21 protein-coding genes are annotated in these 21,176 nt (G+C 66.6%); 11 read left to right on the top strand and 10 right to left on the bottom strand.

Translation table 11 applies throughout. From position 1 onward, the window contains the following. Positions 1–90: 90 nt before the first annotated feature. The 3 genes from WAO18_RS18960 to WAO18_RS18950 are packed head-to-tail and all read left to right on the top strand — an operon-like array spanning position 91 to position 3,763. A complete protein-coding gene (locus WAO18_RS18960) occupies positions 91–1,311 on the top strand; it encodes an acetyl-CoA acetyltransferase (RefSeq protein WP_422207775.1) in 1,221 nt (406 codons plus the stop codon). A 1-nt stretch (position 1,312) separates the two neighbouring features. Continuing rightward, positions 1,313–2,827, top strand: coding sequence for a carotenoid oxygenase family protein (locus WAO18_RS18955; RefSeq protein WP_422207774.1), 1,515 nt, complete (start codon positions 1,313–1,315; stop codon positions 2,825–2,827). Further along, the gene (locus tag WAO18_RS18950) at positions 2,828–3,763 is read left to right on the top strand and encodes a winged helix-turn-helix transcriptional regulator (RefSeq protein WP_422207773.1); all 936 of its coding nucleotides are present in this window, start codon (positions 2,828–2,830) and stop codon (positions 3,761–3,763) included. On the opposite strand, the gene WAO18_RS18945 is transcribed toward WAO18_RS18950, so the two are convergent. The 4 genes from WAO18_RS18945 to WAO18_RS18930 all read right to left on the bottom strand — a co-directional run bounded on the left by WAO18_RS18945 (position 3,760) and on the right by WAO18_RS18930 (position 6,735). Then, complete coding sequence (locus tag WAO18_RS18945) at positions 3,760–4,182, bottom strand: hypothetical protein (RefSeq protein WP_422207772.1); 423 nt, start codon at positions 4,180–4,182, stop codon at positions 3,760–3,762. The genes WAO18_RS18950 and WAO18_RS18945 overlap by 4 nt on opposite strands. Positions 4,183–4,385: 203 nt before the next feature. After that, positions 4,386–4,823 (bottom strand): type II toxin-antitoxin system Rv0910 family toxin, encoded by a 438-nt coding sequence (locus WAO18_RS18940; protein WP_422207771.1) that lies wholly within the window; start codon positions 4,821–4,823, stop codon positions 4,386–4,388. Between the two features lie 9 nt (positions 4,824–4,832). Next, positions 4,833–5,999 (bottom strand): MBL fold metallo-hydrolase, encoded by a 1,167-nt coding sequence (locus tag WAO18_RS18935; RefSeq protein WP_422207770.1) that lies wholly within the window; start codon positions 5,997–5,999, stop codon positions 4,833–4,835. 4 nt (positions 6,000–6,003) lie between these two features. Further along, complete coding sequence (locus tag WAO18_RS18930; RefSeq protein ID WP_422207769.1) at positions 6,004–6,735, bottom strand: enoyl-CoA hydratase; 732 nt, start codon at positions 6,733–6,735, stop codon at positions 6,004–6,006. Between the two features lie 27 nt (positions 6,736–6,762). Here WAO18_RS18930 and WAO18_RS18925 point away from each other — a divergent pair, with 27 nt between their 5' ends. After that, the gene (locus WAO18_RS18925; protein WP_422207768.1) at positions 6,763–8,244 is read left to right on the top strand and encodes a carboxyl transferase domain-containing protein; all 1,482 of its coding nucleotides are present in this window, start codon (positions 6,763–6,765) and stop codon (positions 8,242–8,244) included. Here the strand turns inward: WAO18_RS18925 and WAO18_RS18920 are convergent. Further along, positions 8,241–8,792: a TetR family transcriptional regulator gene (locus WAO18_RS18920; protein WP_422207767.1), complete on the bottom strand. Its 552-nt coding sequence runs from the start codon at positions 8,790–8,792 to the stop codon at positions 8,241–8,243. The two genes, WAO18_RS18925 and WAO18_RS18920, sit on opposite strands and share 4 nt — an antisense overlap. A gap of 98 nt (positions 8,793–8,890) precedes the next feature. Here WAO18_RS18920 and WAO18_RS18915 point away from each other — a divergent pair, with 98 nt between their 5' ends. The 3 genes from WAO18_RS18915 to WAO18_RS18905 all read left to right on the top strand — a co-directional run bounded on the left by WAO18_RS18915 (position 8,891) and on the right by WAO18_RS18905 (position 12,174). Beyond that, a complete protein-coding gene (locus WAO18_RS18915; protein WP_422207766.1) occupies positions 8,891–10,030 on the top strand; it encodes an FAD-dependent oxidoreductase in 1,140 nt (379 codons plus the stop codon). Positions 10,031–10,108: 78 nt separating this feature from the next. Next, positions 10,109–10,819: a two-component system response regulator PrrA gene (gene prrA / locus WAO18_RS18910; RefSeq protein WP_422207765.1), complete on the top strand. Its 711-nt coding sequence runs from the start codon at positions 10,109–10,111 to the stop codon at positions 10,817–10,819. 11 nt (positions 10,820–10,830) lie between these two features. Next, entirely contained in the window at positions 10,831–12,174 is a 1,344-nt protein-coding gene (locus WAO18_RS18905; RefSeq protein ID WP_422207764.1) for a HAMP domain-containing sensor histidine kinase, read from the top strand. A gap of 4 nt (positions 12,175–12,178) precedes the next feature. Here the strand turns inward: WAO18_RS18905 and WAO18_RS18900 are convergent, their stop codons facing one another. Further along, positions 12,179–12,541: an FKBP-type peptidyl-prolyl cis-trans isomerase gene (locus tag WAO18_RS18900; RefSeq protein ID WP_422207763.1), complete on the bottom strand. Its 363-nt coding sequence runs from the start codon at positions 12,539–12,541 to the stop codon at positions 12,179–12,181. A gap of 31 nt (positions 12,542–12,572) precedes the next feature. Between WAO18_RS18900 and WAO18_RS18895 the strand changes: the two genes are divergently transcribed. Both WAO18_RS18895 and WAO18_RS18890 read left to right on the top strand, forming a co-directional pair. Continuing rightward, the gene (locus tag WAO18_RS18895) at positions 12,573–12,818 is read left to right on the top strand and encodes a DUF2630 family protein (protein WP_422207762.1); all 246 of its coding nucleotides are present in this window, start codon (positions 12,573–12,575) and stop codon (positions 12,816–12,818) included. Positions 12,819–12,821: 3 nt separating this feature from the next. Further along, positions 12,822–14,375 carry a phytoene desaturase family protein gene (locus WAO18_RS18890; protein WP_422207761.1) on the top strand — a complete coding sequence of 518 codons (1,554 nt, stop codon included), beginning with the start codon at positions 12,822–12,824 and terminating at the stop codon, positions 14,373–14,375. Positions 14,376–14,421: 46 nt separating this feature from the next. On the opposite strand, the gene WAO18_RS18885 is transcribed toward WAO18_RS18890, so the two are convergent. Both WAO18_RS18885 and pdxH read right to left on the bottom strand, forming a co-directional pair. Continuing rightward, positions 14,422–15,714 (bottom strand): citrate synthase, encoded by a 1,293-nt coding sequence (locus WAO18_RS18885; protein WP_422207760.1) that lies wholly within the window; start codon positions 15,712–15,714, stop codon positions 14,422–14,424. Between the two features lie 135 nt (positions 15,715–15,849). Continuing rightward, positions 15,850–16,509 carry a pyridoxamine 5'-phosphate oxidase gene (gene pdxH / locus WAO18_RS18880; RefSeq protein ID WP_422207759.1) on the bottom strand — a complete coding sequence of 220 codons (660 nt, stop codon included), beginning with the start codon at positions 16,507–16,509 and terminating at the stop codon, positions 15,850–15,852. Positions 16,510–16,593: 84 nt separating this feature from the next. On the opposite strand from pdxH, the gene WAO18_RS18875 reads away from it, so the two are divergent. Beyond that, entirely contained in the window at positions 16,594–17,724 is a 1,131-nt protein-coding gene (locus WAO18_RS18875; protein WP_422207758.1) for a citrate synthase 2, read from the top strand. Positions 17,725–17,824: 100 nt separating this feature from the next. Beyond that, positions 17,825–18,280, top strand: coding sequence for a VOC family protein (locus WAO18_RS18870; RefSeq protein ID WP_422207757.1), 456 nt, complete (start codon positions 17,825–17,827; stop codon positions 18,278–18,280). Here WAO18_RS18870 and WAO18_RS18865 read toward each other — a convergent pair. Both WAO18_RS18865 and WAO18_RS18860 read right to left on the bottom strand, forming a co-directional pair. Then, positions 18,277–19,986: an FAD-dependent oxidoreductase gene (locus tag WAO18_RS18865; protein WP_422207756.1), complete on the bottom strand. Its 1,710-nt coding sequence runs from the start codon at positions 19,984–19,986 to the stop codon at positions 18,277–18,279. The genes WAO18_RS18870 and WAO18_RS18865 overlap by 4 nt on opposite strands. A gap of 14 nt (positions 19,987–20,000) precedes the next feature. Continuing rightward, positions 20,001–21,050, bottom strand: coding sequence for an AurF N-oxygenase family protein (locus WAO18_RS18860; protein WP_422207755.1), 1,050 nt, complete (start codon positions 21,048–21,050; stop codon positions 20,001–20,003). Between the last annotated feature and the right edge of the window lie 126 nt (positions 21,051–21,176).

Here is a 21,176-nt window from a genome sequence, read left to right as displayed (position 1 = left end):
CTAGGTCTCGCCGGTTCAGCCGAGAGCTGGTGAGGCCGCCCCTGAACATTGGCCGGTGTGTCACTCTCTTAATTGTAGTAACGTGCGGCTATGGACACTGACGTCTGGATTCTCGGCGGCCACCAGAGCGACTTCGCCCGAAACCTCACCAAAGAGGGCCTTGACTTCGCGGATCTGATCCGCGAGATCGTCGCCGCCACCCTGGCCGCGGCCAAGATCGACGCCGGCGACATCGGTGTGGTCCACGTCGCAAACGCGTTCGGCGAGATGTTCGCCGAGCAGGGACACCTCGGCGCCATGCCGGCGACCGTGTGCGATGGCCTGTGGGACACCCCGGCATCACGGCACGAAGCCGCCTGCGCATCGGGCAGTGTGGCCGCGCTGGCGGCGATGGCCGACCTGCGGGCCGGCAACTACGACACTGCGCTGGTGCTCGGCGTCGAGCTGGAGAAGACCGTGCATGGTGACATCGCGGCTCGTCACCTCGGTGCCGCGGCCTGGACCGGACACGAAGGGGCAGACGCGAAGTTCCTCTGGCCGTCGATGTTCGCCACCGTCGCCGACGAATACGACCGCCGCTACGGACTCGACGAAGCCCATCTGCGGGCGATCGCTCAGCTCAACTTCGGCAACGCCCGTCGAAACCCCAACGCGCAGACCAGAGAATGGAAGGTCCCCGACCCGATCGGCAGCGACGACGAGAGCAATCCGCCGATCGAAGGCAGGCTGCGCCGATTCGACTGCAGCCAGATGACCGACGGCGGCGCCGGAGTCGTGCTGGTGACCGACAAATACTTACGCGAGCATCCCGACGCCCGGCCGGTCGCCCGCATCGCGGGCTGGGGGCATCGCACCGTCGGTCTGGGCCTGCAACAGAAACTCGAGCGCGCGGCCGACGACCCCTACGTCATGCCGCACGTTCGCGCAGCCGCTCTCGACGCGTTGCGACGCGCACACGCGACGCTCGACGATCTGCACGGCGTCGAGGTACACGACTGTTTCACTCCCAGCGAGTATTTGGCCATCGATCACATCGGCCTGACCGGGCCGGGCGAGTCATGGAAGGCCATCGAAAACGGCGAGATCGAGAACGGCGGACGACTGCCGATCAACCCCAGCGGCGGGCTGATCGGTGGTGGCCACCCCGTCGGCGCATCGGGAATTCGCATGCTCGTCGACGCGGCCAAGCAGGTCAGCGGCACAGCCGGCGATTACCAGGTCGAGGGCGCGAAAACCTTTGGCACGCTGAACTTCGGCGGGAGCACCGCCACCACGGTCAGCTTCATCGTCAACGCAACCGAAAGGTCGTGACATGGACGTCGAGATCGTCGGCAAGTTCCTGTCGACCCTGCCCGAAGACGACGACCACCCTTACCGGACCGGACCGTGGCAACCGCAGACCAGCGAATGGGACGCCGACGATCTGATAGCGGTCGAGGGGGAGATTCCCCACGACCTCGACGGCGTCTATCTGCGCAACACCGAAAACCCACTGCACCCGGCGATGAAGACCTATCACCCGTTCGACGGCGACGGCATGCTGCACATCGTCGGATTTCGCGACGGAAAAGCGTTCTACCGCAACCGCTTTGTCCGCACCGACGGGTTCCTGGCGGAGAACGAGGCCGCCGAGCCGTTGTGGCCCGGCCTGGCCGAACCGGTCCAACTGGCCAAACGGGACGAAGGTTGGGGCGCGCGCACCCGGATGAAGGACGCGTCGAGCACCGACGTCATCGTCCACCGGGGCATCGCACTGACCAGCTTCTACCAGTGCGGCGACCTGTATCGAATCGACCCGTTCTCGGCCGATACGCTGGGCAAGGAGACCTGGAACGGCCACTTCCCGGCCGAGTGGGGTGTGTCGGCGCATCCGAAGGTCGACCCCAAATCCGGTGAGCTGCTGTTCTTCAACTACAGCAAGCAGGCTCCGTACATGCACTATGGTGTCGTCGACGAAAGCAACGAGCTGGTCCACTACGTCGACGTGCCGCTGCCGGGCCCGAGGCTGCCGCACGACATGGCCTTCACCGAAAACTACGTCATCCTCAACGATTTCCCGCTTTTCTGGGATCCGGACCTGCTCGCGCACAACGTCCACTTGCCGCGGTTCTACCCCGACATGCCGTCCCGCTTCGCGGTCGTGCCGCGCCGGGGCGGCACCGGCGACATCCGCTGGTTCGAGGCCGACCCGACGTTCGTGCTGCACTTCACCAACGCCTACGAAGACGGCGACGAAATCGTGCTGGACGGATTTTATGAAGGCGCGCCGCAGCCGCTTGACACCGGTGGAGACAAGTGGGACAAGCTCTTTCGCTTCCTGGCCCTGGATCGTCTGCAGGCCCGACTGCATCGGTGGCGGTTCAACCTGGTCACCGGCGAAGTCAGAGAAGAGCGGTTGTCGGAGTCCATCACCGAATTCGGCACGATCAACCCCGACTACGCCGCCGGCAACTACCGCTACACCTACGCCGCCACCGGCAAGCCGGGCTGGTTCCTGTTCGACGGTCTGGTCAAGCACGACCTGTGCACCGGAGGCGAACAGCACTACCAGTTCGCGGACGGGATCTATGGCAGCGAGGCCGCAATGGCCCCGCGACCGAACTCGGCCGCCGAGGACGACGGCTACCTGATCACGCTGACCACCGACATGGACGCCGACGCGTCGTACTGCGTGATCTTCGACGCCGCCCGGTTCAGCGACGGACCGGTGTGCAAGCTCGCTCTGCCCGAACGGATTTCGAGTGGTACCCATGCCACTTGGGCACCGGGCGCGCAGTTGCGCCGCTGGCATGACGTCGACTCCCCCGCCGGCGCGATCGGGCTGTGAATGCCATCGGCGGCTAAGCCGACGTCGCTGAGTCCCGGCGGTACCAATGCGGTCGGCCGGATCCTGGGCCTGCTCGGCGACGAGTGGACGCTGCTGATCATCCAGCAGGCACTGTTGGGGGCGACCCGCTACGGCGAATTCATGGAACGGTTGCCGATATCGAATTCTGTGCTGGCCAACCGGTTACGGACACTGACCGATAACGGGCTGCTGGTCCGCACGACATACCAGACCCGGCCGGTGCGCGCCGAGTATCTGATCACCCGGCGCGGACGGGCCTTCTGGCCCGTGTTGTTGTCGATCTGGGAGTGGGAGCGACGGTGGGTGCCCGACCATGTCCACCAACTCCCGGGAATGCGCCACGCATTGTGCGGTAACGACTTCGCGCCGACGTTGACCTGTCGGTCATGCGGCGAAGCGGTGACCGAAAAGGACGTGACGGCACGCTGGGGGCCGAGTGGTTCATGGCCTCGCTCGGTGCCCGAGGCGGTGACCCGACGCAGGGCGAGCGCCGACGGCAAATGCGGTCAAGCCGGATTGTTCCCCGAGACGATGAGCGTGTTCGGAAACCGCTGGGCTGCTGCATTGTTGGTCTGCGCCTTCCTGGGAACCCGCCGCTTCACCGATTTTCAAAATCAACTGGGAGCGCCCCCGTCGCTGCTGTCCGGCCGGCTGCAGACGTTCTGCGCCAACGGTGTGCTGTGCGTGTCACGGGAAGCCGGATCGGCGCGCGTCCACTATCAGCTCAGCGAGAAAGGCCGGGCGTTCTTCCCAGTGATCATCGCTGCTTTGCAGTGCGGACAGCATTGGTTCCACGCGCCGGAAGGCCCGGCGGTGATGGTCACCCACCTCCGCTGTGGCAAGCCGTTCGTCGGAGAACTCACCTGCGACCAATGTGCCCGGCCACTCAAGGGCGCACAGGTCAGCGTGAGCTAGCGGTGACCACGCAGCGCGGCCGCCAACGCCCACACTGAACACAGCGTTGCAGCACCTGCGGCAACACCACCGACGTACAAGCCGTAAGCGGCCGAGACCGGCGGCTTGACGTTGACGTGGTAGTACCGGACCATCAGCGCGACAACGATCAGCGAAATCAGCAGCGCGGCAATCGAAGCCGGTTTTGGCGACAAATCCCTGCCGACCATGGCACCGGCCACCAGTAGCGCCGAGGACAGCAACACGATCAATTGGCCCGGACCGAATCCGTGCGGGAGATACAGGTTGCCGATGCTGCCACCGATCGCATTGGCCCAGCCGCCGCCGCCCGTGCGCGTGGTCAACCAGGGCAGCCACGCGCTCACCGACACCAGCGCGGCGAACAGCGCGACCATCCAACCGGGGCGTAGGCGGGGCATACTGCGACAGTAGCGGTTGGTGGCCGGTCGGCGTCGTGATCCCGCCCTGGCAGTCACACCAGCCGCTGCGGGAGGCGATGCCCGTTGTGCCCGCCTTTGAGCGACAAATCGCCTGCGGGCCTGAGCTTGTCGCTTGGAGGCGGGCAAACCATCAATTGGGCAGTCTCAGAGGCCCGTGTGGCGGGTGTGGTTGCCGGGCGCGCTCAGGCCGGTGCGAACACGGTGACGAACTTGCGCAACGACTCGTTGATATCGCTGCGCAACGCGGCGGCGACGATCATGCCGATGGGGCCGAACAACGCCGGGCCACCGAGGTGCACGTCGAAGCTGACCATTGACTGATCGCCCTTGGGTTTGACCTTGGCGATCAACTTGACCTTGACCCCGCCGACGCCGACACCGTTGAGGGTCATCGACTCCGGCGGTTTGTAGTTCACGATCGTCCACGTGATGCGGTTGGGCATGCCCTTGACTTCGACGATCGAGTCGATGACTGTGCCCTTCTCCAACTGCTCGGGCAGCTTGCTCCGCCACACCCGGTGGATGGTCAGCCACTCTTTGAAGCGGGACAGGTTGGACGCGCCCTCCCACGCCTTATCGGGCGTCAATGGGACGTCGATGGATCCGGAAAGCTTTGCCATGGCGTGCTTCTACTGACCTTCCTTCTCGTCGTGCAGGGCGTTCTTCGCCGCCTCCTGCGCCTGGTCGAGCCGCCACCACGGCTCGAATTCCATTGTGGCCGTGGGGTCGACGCGCCCACCCGGTTTCGGCACCGCTACCTTCACCCCGGCGGCTTCTGCCGCGGCCAACAGCCGCTCGATCGGTTCGGCCCACGGGTGCGGCGCCAATCGGAATGTGCACCAGTGGATCGGCACCAGCAGTCCCCCGCTGACGTCGACGTGCGCCGCAACCGCCTCCTCGGGGTTCATGTGGATGTCCGGCCACACCGTGTTGTAGGCGCCGACCGGCATCAGCGTCACGTCGAAAGGTCCATGCTCTTGGCCGATCTCGGCAAAACTCTTGGTGTAGCCGGTGTCGCCGCCGAAGTAGGCGCGGTGCGCCGGACCGACGATCGCCCACGACGCCCACAGCGTGCCGTTGCGGTTCAGGAAACGTCCGGAGAAGTGCCGGGCCGGTGTGCAGATCAGGGTGAGCTCGTCGATCTGCGCGCGCTCGTTCCAGTCGAGCTCGATGATGCGCTCGTCGGGAATTCCCCACTCCCGCAGGTGCGCCCCGACGCCGAGCGGAACGACGAACGGGGCCCACTGGCTTCGGGCCAGCGCGATGATCGTGCCGATGTCGAGATGGTCGTAGTGGTCGTGGCTGACCACGATCGCATCCAGTGCCGGCAGCGCGTCAAGCGACACCGGTGGCGGATGCATGCGCCCCGGGCCGATCACATCCGATGGCGAGCATCGCTCACTCCAGACCGGGTCGGTGAGAACGCGGTAGCCGTCGATCTCCAGCAGCGCCGTGGAGTGGCCGAACCAGCTGACCGCGATGCGGCCGGCGGGCGCCTCGAAGGCTCGCGGCTCGGGCGTGATCAGCGGAATCTCTGTGGCCGGACGACCAGCGGCGCGGCCACTGATCAACTCCCACAGGATGTTTCGTTGTTCCTCGCTGTCGATGTTGAACGAGGCCGGTTCCAGGTTGACGAACACGCCGTCCTCGTAATGCGGTGAGCGCTCGCTTACCCGGCGGATTTCGGACGGTTGAGCCCCGAGCGCGGCCGGCGCACCATGCAGCGCACGCAACACCCACCCGCCCGTCGCGAGTGAGGCCGTGCCCATTGCCAGTCGCAATGCCCCGCGCAGCATCCGATTAGGCTCCCTGGAATTTCGGCGGTCGCTTCTCTACCCGTGCGACCTGCGCTTCGATCACGTCCTGACTGCCCCACGCCTTGTCGAAAAGTTCTTTCTGGACCGGCGAGGGATCTTCGATGGACCCGTCGTCGTTGAGTACCCGCTTGGCATGCTGCAGCGCGAGCGGGGCCAAGCCGGCGATTTCGGCGGCCCAGGCCTGCGCATCGGCCAGCGTCCCGATTCGGTTGGCCATCCCGGTCTGCAGCGCGGTGTCGGCGGTCAGCTTCTCCGCGGTCAGCAGCATCGACCGGGCCCGGCCGTGGCCGACCAACGACGAGAGCCGGTGAATGCTCCAGTTATCCAGTGCCAGGCCATATTTCGAGGTCGGGAATTGGAAGAACGCATCGGGTGCGACGACACGCAGATCGCACTGCATCGCCAGTTGCAGACCCGCGCCGATCGCCGGGCCGTTGATCGCGCCGACCACCGGGATCGGCGCCGCGTCCATAGCCTTGTGCAGTTCGATGAGGCGGTCGGGGTAGTCGGCGGCGAACGCGTCGCCGCTCAGGTCCGCGCCGGCGCAGAACACGGTGCCCTGCCCGGTGAGCACCACAACGCGGACATCTTCGCCTGCGGCCTTCTCCACGGCTTCGCGCAACTCCTCGACCAGCTGAGAGTTGAGCGCGTTGCGCCGCTCGGGACGCTGCAACTCAATGGTCAAGACGTCTTCGACGCGGTTAACACCGATCATGCCGACCAGCCTAGTTATGTTCGTCGGGTGAGCCGGATCGGGACCGACCAACTGCGCGACGCGGTGCTCGACGAGGGGTCCTTCGTCAGCTGGGATACCGAACCGCTGGCGATACCGACCAGCCAGTCGTATGCCCGTGAGTTGGCCGAGGCGCGCGCGGCCAGCGGCTACGACGAATCGGTGCTGACCGGTGAAGGCCGGGTGTTGGGTCGCCGGGTGGCGGTGGTGGTCTGCGAGTTCGACTTCCTGGCCGGATCGATCGGGGTGGCCGCGGCCGAGCGCATCACCAACGCGGTACAACGCGCCACCGCCGAGCGGCTGCCGGTGCTGGCGTCGCCGAGCTCCGGTGGCACCCGGATGCAGGAGGGCACGGTCGCGTTCCTGCAGATGGTGAAGATCGCGGCGGCCGTCACTTTGCACAAGCAGGCGCACCTGCCCTACCTGGTCTACCTGCGGCACCCGACCACCGGCGGGGTGTTCGCGTCCTGGGGCTCGCTGGGTCACGTCACCATCGCCCAGCCGGGCGCTCTGATCGGCTTCCTCGGGCCGCGGGTCTACCAGCAGCTCTACGGCGAACCGTTTCCGCCCGGCGTCCAAACCGCGGAGAACCTGGAACGCCACGGTGTGATCGACGCCGTCGTGCCACTCGGCGAGCTCCGCGACATCCTCGACCGGGCACTGACTGTCGTCGCCGACGAGGCAGGGCCCGCGCCAAAGCGGCCCCTCGCCGAACCACTGCCCGACATCCCGGCGTGGGACTCGGTGGTGGCGTCGCGGCGGCCGGACCGGCCGGGGGTCCAACAGCTGCTGCGGCACGGCTGCACCGACCAGGTGCTGTTGTCGGGCACCGGGCAGGGCGAGGCCGCGACCATGCTGCTGGCGCTGGCCCGGTTCGACGGCCAGCCAGCGGTCGTGCTCGGCCAGCAACGAAGGGTAGGCGGTATAGAAGGCACAGTCGGCCCGGCCGCACTGCGCGAAGCCCGCCGGGGCATGACGCTGGCCGCCGGTCTGCGGCTGCCGCTGGTGCTGGTCATCGACACCGCCGGACCTGCGCTGTCGGCCGAGGCCGAACAGGGTGGGCTGGCCGGCGAGATCGCGCACTGCCTGGCCGAGCTGGTCACCCTGCACACCCCGACGGTGTCGGTGTTGCTCGGTCAGGGCAGCGGCGGGCCCGCGCTGGCGATGGTGCCGGCCGACCGGGTGCTGGCCGCACTGCACGGCTGGCTGGCGCCGCTGCCGCCGGAAGGCGCCAGCGCCATCGTCTTCCGCGACACCGCTCACGCCCCGGAGCTGTCCGCCGCGCAGGGCATCCGCTCGGTCGACTTGCTGGCGTCCGGCATCGTCGACGCCGTCGTGCCGGAGCATCCGGACGCCGCCGACGAAGCAGAAGCGTTCTCTGCTCGGCTGTCTGCGGCGATCGCCGTCGAACTGCACACGCTGCGTGGCATGTCCGACTCCGACCGGATGGCGGCGCGGTTGCGGCGCTACCGCAATATCGGGCTGCCCTAGGTGTCCGCTAACCCGAGATACCGCTGGATCGTCGGCCCGACCCAGTCGACGATTTCGGCGCGGGTCATCTTGACCACCGCCGGCAACCGCAATACGAAGCGGCACCACGCCACACCCAAGATCTGGGTGGCGATCAGCCCAGACCGCCAGCGAGCTTCCTCGGCCGGAACCAATGTCGCCACCAGCGGCTGCAGTTGCTTGGTGAAGATGTGCTGCATACGCTGCGCGGCATCGGCGTTGGTGGCGCTGGAACGCAACAGAATCACCAGCGCCTCGTCGCCCTCCCAACGTTGAAGAAAATGGCTGACCAGCGATCGGCCCACCGTTGCCCGATCCAGTTCGGTGAGGTCGGGAAACTTTAGGTCGAACTCCGCCGCGGCGGCGAACAGCTTGTCCTTGTTTCCGAAGTACCGCATCACCATCGATGGGTCGATGCCGGCGTCAGCGGCGATGCCCCGGATGGTGGCGGCCTGGAAACCGTTGGCACCGAATCGCTCGCGGGCCGCGGCCAAGATGGCGGCCTTGGTCTCCTCCGATGTTCTTCTCATGTCAACGAGTGTAGGCCAACAAGTGTTGACATACGTCGCCGGCCGGCGCACGATGGGCTATGCCAACAAGCGTTGACTTTTAATGATGGAGGATCACCATGACGGACACCGACGTCCTTGTTGTCGGAGCTGGACCAACCGGACTGACGCTGGCCGCATCGCTGCTGCGTCGCGATGCGGATGTCATCGTCGTCGACCGACTGACCGCCGGTGCCAACACCTCGCGTGCGGCCGCGGTCAACGCCCGCACGCTTGAGGTGCTGGAAGACGTCGACGTTTCAAGGCGCATGGTCAAGTCCGGGCTCATCGCGCCGAGGTTCACCATGCGGCAGGGGGCGCGCACGCTGATCCCGATCGATTTTTCGATGCTGCCCACCAATTACCCCTACACACTGATGATTTCGCAGGCGACCACCGAGGCGCTGCTCGTCGAGCGGCTGGCCGAGCTCGGCGGCGAGGTGCTGCGACCCAAAGCGCTGGCCCGGCTGACGCAGGACCGCGATGGCGTGACAGCCACTTTCGACGACGGAGACACCATCCGGGCGCGCTATGTGGTGGGCTGCGACGGCGCGCACAGCACTGTGCGTGAGCAGGCCGGAATCGGCTTCACCGGCGGCGAGTACGCCGAATCGTTCACCCTCGCCGACGTCCGCCTCGCCGGCGAGGCGCCCGACGATGAAGTCATCCTGTTCTACGCGATGAACGGATTGAATGTACTGGCGCCGCTACCCGGCGGCATTCACCGCATCGTCGCGCCCAGCGCTCACGCGCCAGAGGTGCCGTCAGCGGAGTTCATCCAGGACATCATGGACACTCGGGGCTTCGGCCCCGGACACAGCGTCGTCACCGAGCTGATCTGGGGATCGCGATTCCGCATCCAGCATCGGGTTGCCGATGCCTATCGTGCCGGACGGCTGCTGCTGGCCGGCGACGCCGCCCACGTCCATAGCCCGGCCGGCGGACAGGGCATGAACCTGGGCATCCAGGACGCCGTCGCGTTGGCCGATGCCCTGCGCGACGCGCTACCCGGCCGGTCGGTCGCAGCACTCGACGTCTACAGCGCGACCCGTCGTCCGATCGCCCGGGAAGTGCTGGCGACGACGGGACGGTTGACCCGACTGGCGACCTTGCCCAGGGCGGCGCGCCCGGCCCGCAACGGATTGATGAGGCTGGCCGCACAGATCCCCGCGGTACGCAGCCAACTGGCCTGGCGGCTGTCGGGTCTGGTCTATCGCTGAATCGAGCGCGTTGGCCACCTCGCCGCGCCGATCCCCCCGCGGGTGTGTTCCCACAGCTAAGGAGGACAATCAGGCATCATGGGCGGCATGGACACTGGCGCGACGTCACCGCGGGTTTTGGTTGTCGACGACGACTCCGACGTGCTTGCCTCGCTGGAGCGCGGCCTGCGGCTGTCCGGCTTCGAAGTGGCGACCGCGGTCGACGGCGCGGAGGCACTCCGCAGCGCGACCGAGAACAGGCCGGATGCGATCGTGCTCGACATCAACATGCCGGTGCTCGACGGCGTGAGCGTGGTGACCGCGCTGCGCGCGATGGACAACGACGTGCCGGTCTGTGTGCTGTCCGCCCGCAGCTCGGTCGACGACCGGGTGGCCGGTCTGGAGGCCGGCGCCGACGACTATCTGGTCAAGCCGTTCGTGCTGGCCGAGCTGGTGGCGCGGGTGCGCGCGCTGCTGCGCCGCCGAGGGGCCACCGCGACGTCGTCTTCGGAAACCATCACGGTCGGCCCGCTCGAGGTCGACATCCCGGGCCGGCGGGCCCGGGTCAACGGCGTCGACGTCGACCTGACCAAGCGTGAGTTCGATCTGCTGGCCGTGCTGGCCGAGCACAAGACCGCGGTGCTATCGCGCGCACAGCTGCTGGAATTGGTGTGGGGTTACGACTTCGCCGCCGACACCAACGTCGTCGACGTCTTCATCGGATACCTGCGCCGCAAGCTGGAAGCAGGCGGCGGCCCCCGGCTGCTGCACACCGTGCGTGGCGTGGGATTCGTACTGCGCATGCAGTGACGGGATTGAACATGAACTTCTTGTCGAGAATCTTGACCCGCACGCCCTCGCTGCGTGCCCGGGTGGTGGTGGCCACCATTATCGGCGCCGCCATTCCGGTGTTGATCACCTGCGCAGTTGTCTGGTTCGGCATTACCAACGACCGCAAGGAGCGGCTGGACCGCCGACTAGATGAGGCGGCCGGCTTCGCGCTTCCGTTCCTGCCCCGTGGGCTCGGCGAGATTCCGAAGTCTCCCAGCGACCAGGACGCCGTCATCACCGTGCGTCACGCCAGCGGCGAGGTCACCTCGAACACCACCGTCACGCTGCCCCAGTTGCCGGTCGGCTACGCCGACACTTACATCAATGGGGTGCGCTACCGTGTGCGGACCGTCGACATCCCGGCGCCGCACCCGATGTCGGTGGAAGTCGGCGCCACGTATGACTCCACCATCGCCGATACCAACAACCTGCACCGGCGGGTGATCTTGATCGCCGGGTTCTCGATCGCCGCCGCCGCGGTATTCGCTTGGCTGCTGGCCACTTTCGCGGTACGGCCGTTCAAACGGCTGGCGCAGCAGACCCGGTCCATCAACGCGGGTGACGAGAGTCCACAGGTCCGGGTGCGAGGCGCCAGCGAGGCGGTCGAGATCGCCGAGGCCATGCGCGGCATGCTGCAGCGAATCTGGGACGAGCAGAACCGCACGATGGAGGCGCTGGCGTCGGCGCGCGATTTCGCGGCCGTGTCCTCGCACGAATTGCGCACCCCGCTGACCGCGATGCGCACCAACCTCGAGGTGCTGGCCACCCTGGATCTTCCCGACGAGCAGCGCAAAGAAGTGCTCAGCGATGTGATCCGCACTCAATCACGAATCGAGGCAACGCTTTCCGCGCTGGAACGGCTGGCGCAGGGCGAGCTGTCGACGTCCGAGGATCATGTGCCGGTCGACATCACCGATCTGCTCGACCGCGCCGCGCACGATGCGATGCGCATCTATCCCGACCTCGACGTGTCGCTGGCACCGTCACCGACCTGCATCATCGTCGGGCTGCCCGCCGGCCTGCGCCTCGCCGTGGACAACGCGATCGCCAACGCCGTCAAACACGGCGGCGCGACCCGCGTGCAACTGTCCGCGGTCAGCTCGCGGGCCGGCGTGGAGATCGCGATCGACGACAACGGCGGCGGCGTGCCCGAAGCCGAACGCGAAGTGGTGTTCGAGCGGTTCTCCCGTGGCTCGACCGCGTCGCACTCGGGCTCCGGACTTGGCCTGGCCCTGGTGGCCCAACAGGCGCACTTGCACGGCGGAACGGCGGCGCTGCAGGACAGCCCGCTGGGCGGAGTACGCCTGCTGTTGCAGCTGCCGCCGCCGAGCTGACGTACTAGCGAGTGCCGAGCAGATCGATCACGAAGATCAGCGTCTTCCCGGACAGCTGATGACCCGAGCCGGCCGGCCCGTACGCCTGCTCCGGCGGAATGACCAGCTGGCGCCGCCCGCCGACCTTCATCCCAGGGATGCCGTCCTGCCAGCCCTGGATCAGTCCTTGCAAAGGGAACGAAATGGACTGGCCGCGACCCCACGAGCTGTCGAACTCCTCGCCCGAGTCGTAGTCGACGCCGACGTAGTGCACCTCGACGGTGCCGCCCGGCACCGCTTCGGGTCCATCGCCGACCACCAGGTCCTGGCTGACAAGCTGGGTGGGCGCCGGGCCGGTGGGAAATTCAATCTCAGGTTTGCTTGACACGAAGACGACCCTAGTCGGGCACACTTGAACCGTGAAAGACAACGACGCCCTCTCGCGGATCAACGAACTCGTCGCCGAAGAGAAGTCGCTGCGTGAGCAGTTGCAGCACGGCGAGATCAGCGAGTCCGACGAGCACAAGCGGCTGCGCCAACTCGAAATCCAGCTCGACCAGTGCTGGGATCTGCTCCGGCAACGTCGTGCCCTGCGCGAGACCGGTGGCGATCCTGGCGACGCCGCGGTAAGGCCCGCCAATGAGGTCGAGGGCTACCTGAGCTGACCGATGGCTGCGGGTGACCTCGACGCGGTCGTCGTGGGCGGCGGGCACAACGGTCTGGTCGCCGCCGCGTACCTGGCCCGGGTGGGCCTGCGGGTTCGACTGCTGGAACGGCTACCGCATGTCGGCGGCGCCGCGGTGTCGTCGCAGGTTTTCGACGGCGTGGACGCGCAGCTGTCGCGGTACGCGTATCTGGTGAGCCTGCTGCCGACTGCCATCCTCAACGACCTGGGCGCGACGGCCCGATTGGCCCCGCGGCCTTATTCGTCGTACACCCCCGATCCGGCCACGTCCGGACGCACCGGCTTGCTGGTCGGTCCGCGGTCGACCTTCGACGCCGTCGGCGCCCACGATGACGAGCGGGCGTTCGCCGAGTTCTACCGGCGCTGCCGTCTGGTGACCGAGCGGCTCTGGCCGACGATGTTGGAGCCGCTACGCACCCGCGCGCAGACCCGGGCAGCGATCGTCGGCGGCGATCTCGAGGCGGGCTCGGCCTGGCAGGCCATGGTCGAGCTGCCGATCGGCGCCGCCATCGCCGACGCGCTCGGCAACGATCTGGTGCGCGGCGTTGTCGCCACCGACGCGTTGATCGGCACCTTCGCCCGACTCGACGACCCGTCGCTGCAGCAGAACGTCTGCTTCCTATATCACCTGATCGGCGGCGGTGTCGGGGACTGGCACGTGCCGGTCGGTGGTATGGGCGCGGTGAGCGCGGCGCTGGCCGGCGCAGCGTCGGCTCACGGGGTCGAAATAGTAACGGGCGCAGATGTTTACGCGATCGATCCAGGCGGCGAGGTGAGCTACCGCCAGCGTGACGACGAGCACGTGGTGCGCGCCCGATTCGTGTTGGCCGGTGTCACACCGACGGTACTGGCCGGCCTGCTCGGCGAACCGGCACCGGTCCAAGCGCCGGGCGCTCAAGTCAAGGTCAACATGGTTCTGCGCAGGCTGCCGCGACTACGCGATGCAGACGTCACACCCGAGCAGGCCTTCGGTGGGACGTTGCACGTCAACGAGACCTGGACGCAGTTGGACGCGGCGTATTCGCGGGCAGTCGCGCGGATGCTGCCGGACCCGCTGCCCTGCGAGATCTACTGCCACTCGCTGGCCGACCACAGCATCCTGTCCTCCGCGTTGCGCGCATCGGGCGCGCACACGTTGACGGTGTTCGGTCTGCACACTCCGCACAACGGGTTCGGCGCCGAGCGTGAAGCGCTTACGGATGCGGTGCTGGCGTCACTGAATTCCGTTCTGGCCGAACCGATTCAGGATGTGCTGATGGACGACGCGAACGGGTCGCCGTGCATCGAGACGACGACGACTCTGGACCTGGAGCGGCGGCTGGGCATGACCGGCGGCAACATCTTCCACGGCGGATTGCACTGGCCGTTCGCCGACGACGGCGACCAACTCGACACCCCGGCCCGGCGGTGGGGCGTGGACACCGCCCACGAGCGGATCTTGCTGTGCGGCTCCGGTGCGCGCCGCGGTGGCGCGGTCTCCGGCATCGGCGGCCACAACGCCGCGATGGCGGTACTCACCTCGGCTGGCCGGCTTTGATCGTGGCGACCCGCTTCGCGCGGCTACGCCGCGCTTGCGATCGCCACTAGCGCGCGTCGATCGAGGGGTATTTGCGCTCGGTGTAGCCGGTGTAGATCTGGCGCGGACGGCCGATCTTGCTGGGCTCGCCGTTCATCTCACGCCAGTGCGCGATCCAGCCGGGCAGCCGGCCGAGTGCGAACAACACGGTGAACATCCGGGTCGGGAATCCCAGCGCGCGGTAGATCAGACCGGTGTAGAAGTCGACGTTCGGGTACAGCTTGCGTTCGATGAAGTAGTCATCGGTCAGCGCAGCCTCTTCGAGCTCCTTGGCGATGTTCAGCAGGTCGTCGTCGCCGCCCAGCTTGCCCAGGATCTTGTCGGCCTGTTCCTTGACGATGCGCGCCCGCGGGTCGTAGTTCTTGTAGACCCGGTGGCCGAAGCCCATCAGCTTGACGCCTTCTTCTTTGTTCTTCACCTTGCGGACGAACTCGCTCACGTTGTCGTCGCTCTGGCGGATCTCTTCGAGCATCTCCAGCACCGCTTGGTTGGCGCCGCCGTGCAGTGGGCCCCACAGCGCGTTGATGCCGCCGGAAATCGACGTGAACAGGTTGGCCTGCGATGAGCCGACCAGTCGCACCGTCGACGTCGAGCAGTTCTGCTCGTGGTCGGCGTGCAGGATGAACAGCATGTCGAGCGCGCGGACGATCTCCGGGTCGGGCTCGTAGGGCTCGGCGGGCAGGCCGAACGTCATCCGCAGAAAGTTCTCCACCAGGGTCAGCTTGTTGTCCGGGTAGAGGAACGGCTGTCCCACCGACTTCTTGTAGGCGTAGGCGGCGATGGTCGGCAGCTTGGCCAGCAGCCGGATCGTGGACAGGTCGATCTCTTCGGTGTCGGCCGGATCGAGCGAGTCGGGGTAGTACGCGCTCAGCGCGTTGACGACGCTGGACAGCACCGGCATCGGGTGGGCGTTTCGGGGGAAGCCGTCGAAGAACCGCTTCAGATCCTCGTGCAGCATGGTGTGCCGCTGGATCTGATCGGTGAACTCGACCAGTTGTTCCTTGTTCGGCAGCTCTCCGTTGATCAGCAGATAGCTGACCTCGATGAAAGTCGACTTCTCGGCCAGCTGCTCGATCGGGTAGCCGCGATAGCGCAGAATGCCGGCATCGCCGTCGATGTAGGTGATGGCGCTTTTAGTGGACGCCGTGTTGACGAAGCCGTTGTCGAACGTCGTGTAACCGGTCTTGGACAACAGTGGGCCGAGCGCGATGCCGTCGGCCCCCTCGGTGGCGTGGACGATGTCCAGGTCCAACTCGCCACCCGGGTATTTCAGGGTGGCGGAGTCGTCGTTTGCGGCCACGGGAACCCCTTTGCGCTTGCGATCGGAATGCTGGCCCGGCTGGTTGCCTATAGCGCAAAGGTAGTCGTTATTGCGACGGCCTGCCTGCGCGGGGGTTAGGTCGGGGTGCGACGGGGATCACGTCTCCTCCGTCGATCAGGGTTGCAGGCGTTCGACGCGTCCACCGACGACACGGATTCGGTTGTGCAGCCGGTCTTCTCGGCCTTGCCAGAACTCCACCTCGTCGGGTGCGATGCGGTAACCGCCCCAGTTCGGCGGCACCGGCACTTGCTTGGTGTCGGCGAAACGCGCGGTCACCTCGGCAAGCTGGTCGACCAGCGCGGCGCGGGAGTCGATCACCCGGGACTGGCGCGACGCCCACGCGCCCAGTTGCGAGCCGCGCGGACGTTTCGACCAGTAGTTCTCGGTGTCCCTCGGGTCGACCTTGGTCACCGCCCCGCGGATGTGGAACTGCCTGTTCAGCAGGTACCACGGGAAGGTCGCCGATGCATATGGCGTCGCGGCCAGCTCGTCGCCCTTGGCCGAGTCGTAGTTGGTGAAGAAGGTGATGCCGTCTTCGGCGACGCCCTTGCACAGCACCGACCGGCTGACCGGCTTCCCGTCCTTGACGGTGGTCAACACCATCGCGTTGGGCTCCGCGACGCCCCCGCGCTCAGCTTCGCCAATCCATATGCGCAACAAGGCAAGCCAGCCACCGTCGAGCCAGTCGACGTCAAGGTCCGGGCTACCGTCCCGCTCCCTGGAGCCGTACTCTTTCCGCATTGCCGCCAGGTGCTCGTCGTCGGGTCCAGCCATCGCGCCAACGCTACTCCCGGGTTGCGCGGCCGTTAGTTACCGACCGGTAGCAATCGGCTCGCGGCGCCGTGGGAGAATTCGGCCATGACTGTCATCTCGGACAAGATCCCGGAGAATTTCGTTGCCGGACTCGAAGGCGTAGTGGCATTTACCACCGAGATCGCCGAGCCTGACAAGGACGGCGGTGCCCTGCGTTATCGCGGTGTCGACATCGAAGACCTGGTCGGCCAGCACGTCACTTTCGGCGACGTGTGGGCTTTGCTGGTGGACGGGAAATTCGGCCACGGGCTACCGCCCGCCGAGCCGTTCCCGCTGCCGATTCACAGCGGCGACGTGCGCGTCGACGTCCAAGCCGGCCTGGCGATGCTGGCACCGATCTGGGGATACCAGCCGCTGCTGGACATCGAGGACAACACCGCCCGCGACCAGCTGGCCCGCGCCTCGGTGATGGCGCTCTCCTACGTCGCACAGTCGGCCCGCGGCATCTACCAGCCCGCGGTTCCGCAGCGCGTTATCGACGAATGCCCAACGGTCACAGCGCGTTTCATGACCCGCTGGCAGGGCGAGCCTGATCCCAAGCACATCGAAGCCGTCGACGCCTACTGGGTCTCGGCTGCCGAGCACGGGATGAACGCCTCGACCTTCACCGCGCGGGTGATCGCGTCCACCGGCGCCGACGTGGCGGCGTCCTTGTCGGGCGCGGTCGGCGCGATGAGCGGCCCGCTGCACGGCGGTGCGCCGGCACGTGTGCTGCCGATGCTCGAAGAGGTCGAGCGCACCGGTGACGCGCGCGGTCTGGTCAAGGGCATTCTGGATCGCCACGAGAAGCTGATGGGCTTCGGCCACCGGGTGTACCGCGCCGAGGATCCGCGGGCCCGCGTACTGCGGGCCACCGCCAAGCGGCTGGGCGCACCGCGCTACGAGGTGGCCGCGGCCGTCGAGCAGGCCGCGCTCGCCGAGCTGCGGGAGCGGCGTCCGGACCGGGCGATCGAGACCAATGTCGAGTTCTGGGCCGCGGTCATCCTGGACTTCGCGCAGGTGCCGGCCCGCATGATGCCGGCCATGTTCACCTGCGGCCGCACCGCCGGATGGTGTGCGCACATCCTCGAGCAGAAGCGACTCGGCAAGCTGGTTCGTCCGGCGGCCATCTATGTCGGCCCGGGTCCGCGCAGTCCGGAGTCCGTCGAGGGCTGGGCCGAGGTCGTCACGGCCTGACTTTTCCGATCGTGTCGGTGGCCGGTGATGAGATTGCATCGCAACTCGAGTCATACCCCTAGGCCCGCCCGGGCCAAGTACCGACACCAAGGAGGCCCTGATGGCAATCGCCGTCGAACCCGCACTGTCCCCCCATCTCGTCGTCGACGACGCCGCCGCGGCAATCGACTTCTACGTCAAGGCTTTTGACGCCGTTGAGATCGGCCGGGTGCCGCGTCCTGATGGCAAGCTGGTGCACGCGGCGGTGCGCATCAACGGCTTCCTGGTGATGCTCAACGACGACTTTCCGGAGATGTCCGGCGGACAGTCGATGACGCCGACATCGCTGGGCGGCTCGCCGGTCACCATCCACCTGACCGTCACCGACGTCGACACCAAGTTCCAGCGGGCACTCGACGCTGGTGCGACCGTAGTTATGCCGCTCGACGACCAGTTCTGGGGCGATCGCTACGGCATGGTCCGCGATCCGTTCGGCCACCACTGGTCACTGGGTCAGCCCGTCCGCGAAGTCAGCATGGACGAGATCGCCGCCGCGATGAGCGGCCAGTCCGGCTAGAGGTCAGCCAGCTCGCGTAGCCGGTCGGCCAGCCGCCGGCGCAGCGGGGGCGACGGCGCGGCTGCCGCCACGTCGAGCATCTCGGCAACCGAGGTGAACTTGTTGCGCGGCCGGTCGTCGCTTTCGCCGCGGGCCATCTCGGCGGCGTCGATGGTGCGCCATCCGGCGGCGTCGACGACGGCGGGCTGGCGCTGGCGGACCAACTTGTCCAGCGCCGACGGCTTGCCGATCGGATTGCTCAACAGTCCGGCGTTGTAATCGTCGACCAACCGCTGAACCGTCTGCAGCGCACACGATTTGTTGGTGCCGATGAATCCGGTCGGCCCACGCTTGATCCAGCCCGCCACGTAGGCGCCGTCGACGGCCCGGTCTGACTCCAGATGGGTGACGCGGCCACCGTCGTTGGGAACCACACCCGCCGTGTCGTCGAAGGGCAGATCTTTGATGGCCTTGCCGTGGTAGCCGATCGAGGTCAACACCAGCCCGGCTTCGATCGTCTGCACCTCGTCGGTGCCGGTCACGCCGAACTCCATCCCGGTGGCTCGCTGTTGGCCCGAAATACGCTGCGGTGTCAGGTTATAGGCCAACCTGATCCGCGGCCGGCCCGTCGGGCCGGCGGTCGTCGACGCGTCGCCGAGCGTGCTGAGGACTTCCAGCTTCTGCTTCGTCAAGGGGTCCGAAACGGTTGCAAGGTCACGCAGCACCGCTTGGCGATCGGCGTCGTCGAGAACGACTTCGGCCGCCGTCGTGAGGCCGATCAACTCGGGCAGGGTGAACGCTGAATGCTCGGGCCCGCGCCGGGCCGCGACGACGACCTCCTGCACCTGCGACGCCCGCAGGGCCGCCAAGGCGTGATCGGAGATGTCGGTGTGGGCCAGGTCGTCGGGATCGGCGGTGAGCACGCGGGCCACGTCGAACGCGACGTTGCCATTGCCGATGACGATGACCCGCTCGTGGCTGAAATCAACTGGTAGATCGGTGAAATCGGGGTGACCGTTGATCCAGGCCACCAACTCGGTGGCGGTGCCGGTGCCGGGCAGACCCATTCCCTCGATATCCAGGCGGCGGTCGTTGGGCGCACCGACTGCATAGATGACGGCGTGGTGGTGTGCCAGCAGCTCCTGATGGCTCAACTGGTTGCCGATTTCGATGTTGAGGTAGAAGCGGAATTCGCGACGACGGGCGATCCGGTCGAAGAGCTGAGTGACCCGCTTGGTGGTCTGATGGTCCGGTGCCACCCCGGCACGCACCAATCCGTAAGGGGTAGGCAACTTTTCGAAGACGTTGACCCGCACGCCGTGTTGAGTGAGCAGTTCGTCTGCGGCATACATCGCGGCCGGTCCCGAACCCACGATCGCCACCGTCAACGGGTCGCCGTGATTGCCGCGTACCTCTGGCGCCGGAATCACCGGCGCCAGTTTGGATGTCGGAGGCAGCTTCTCGTCGGCCGGCCGGTCCGGGTAGTACGACGCGTTGAGAGCGATGAACGGTAGCTGCTCAGGTGTCAGCCGCGCGTCGGGCGCGATTGCGCCCACCGGGCAGGCACTCACGCAGGCGCCGCAGTCCACGCACGCCACCGGATCGATGTACAGCATTTCGGCGGCGGCGAAGCCCGGCTCGTCCGGCGACGGATGGATACAGTTCACCGGGCAGGCGTAAACACAGGACCCGTCGCTACAGCACGACTGGGTAATAATGTGCGGCATAGAACCCGAATCTACTAGGCGGCCGGTGCGACCACGAGATGCTGACGCTGCGGCTCGCTACGGTAGCGGGACGGCTTGCCGTCGATCTTGCAGATCCGCCAGATCAGCTTGGCCATCGGGTTCATCAAACCGGTGTCGCGACAAAGCATCCGGACGTCACCAAACATGTCCCTCAGCATCTGGCGCGACTCAGGCGAGGAGAAGAACACCTCTTTGCGGACCTGACGCGGGATGTCGAACTCGCGCCAGAAAGCCTTGGGCGGCACCACGATCGCCGAACACAGGATCCGCATCGTGAGCGGCACGTACAACGAGAGCAAGAATCGCTTGCGGCGCGGCAGATCCGGCACCCGCTTACGCAGGTACTCGTGCGCGAACGAGATGTGGCGGGCCTCCTCGGCCACGTGGATTGCCATCACCCGCTCCATGATCGGGTGCAGCTCCTTGCCCTCACGCAGCACGTTCTTCTGGGTGTGGTCGATGGGTTCTTCGCCGGCCAGGATGCCGAACCAGAACGGGATCGGAAGCGGCCCGGCCGCCAACGGAATGTAGGGCTGGATCCACTTCAACAGGCGCGGCATGCCGGGTACGTCGGCGCCGATGTGGTTCACCATTTCCTGGAACATCATGGTGTGGTTGCACTCTTCGACCGCTTCGTGCAAGCAGTACCGGTATTCCGGTGACCCGTTGGGCACCCAGAACGCGTACTCCATCAGCCCGCGGATCAGGATCGACTCGAAGTGCAGACCGGTCTTGGCGACGTTGGCCTGCCGCCACATGCCGATCTGAATCTGACGGTCCTCAGGCTGCGCCTGATACCAGGGGTGCCGGCCCAGTGGGTCGGTCTTCGGCAGTTTCCAGCGCGGGTCGTTATCGATGACCGCGAACTCCGGCGACTTCCAGTCGATGTCGGTGTACGGGTTGAAGTTGCGTCGCACCGACCCCTCGGACAATGTGTTCAGCATCTCCACGTACTTGGCGTCGTCCTGGACCTCCATGTTGCGGCGCCAGCGGCGCACCAACTTGGTCCGCGCCTGCTTCTGGGCGGTTCCTGCCTGAGCCATGACTGGCCTCTCCGGTGAGGTTTACATTTGGACGTGCTATGTCCAACACAGTACCCAAGGTATCGGGAACTTACTAGACCCCAAATGCCCACTGTGGTCCATCCGTGAACATGTGTATACTGTGAC

The organism is Mycobacterium sp., assembly GCF_049278535.1.
GTDB lineage: Bacteria > Actinomycetota > Actinomycetes > Mycobacteriales > Mycobacteriaceae > Mycobacterium.
This window is presented reverse-complemented; position numbering and strand designations above follow the sequence as displayed.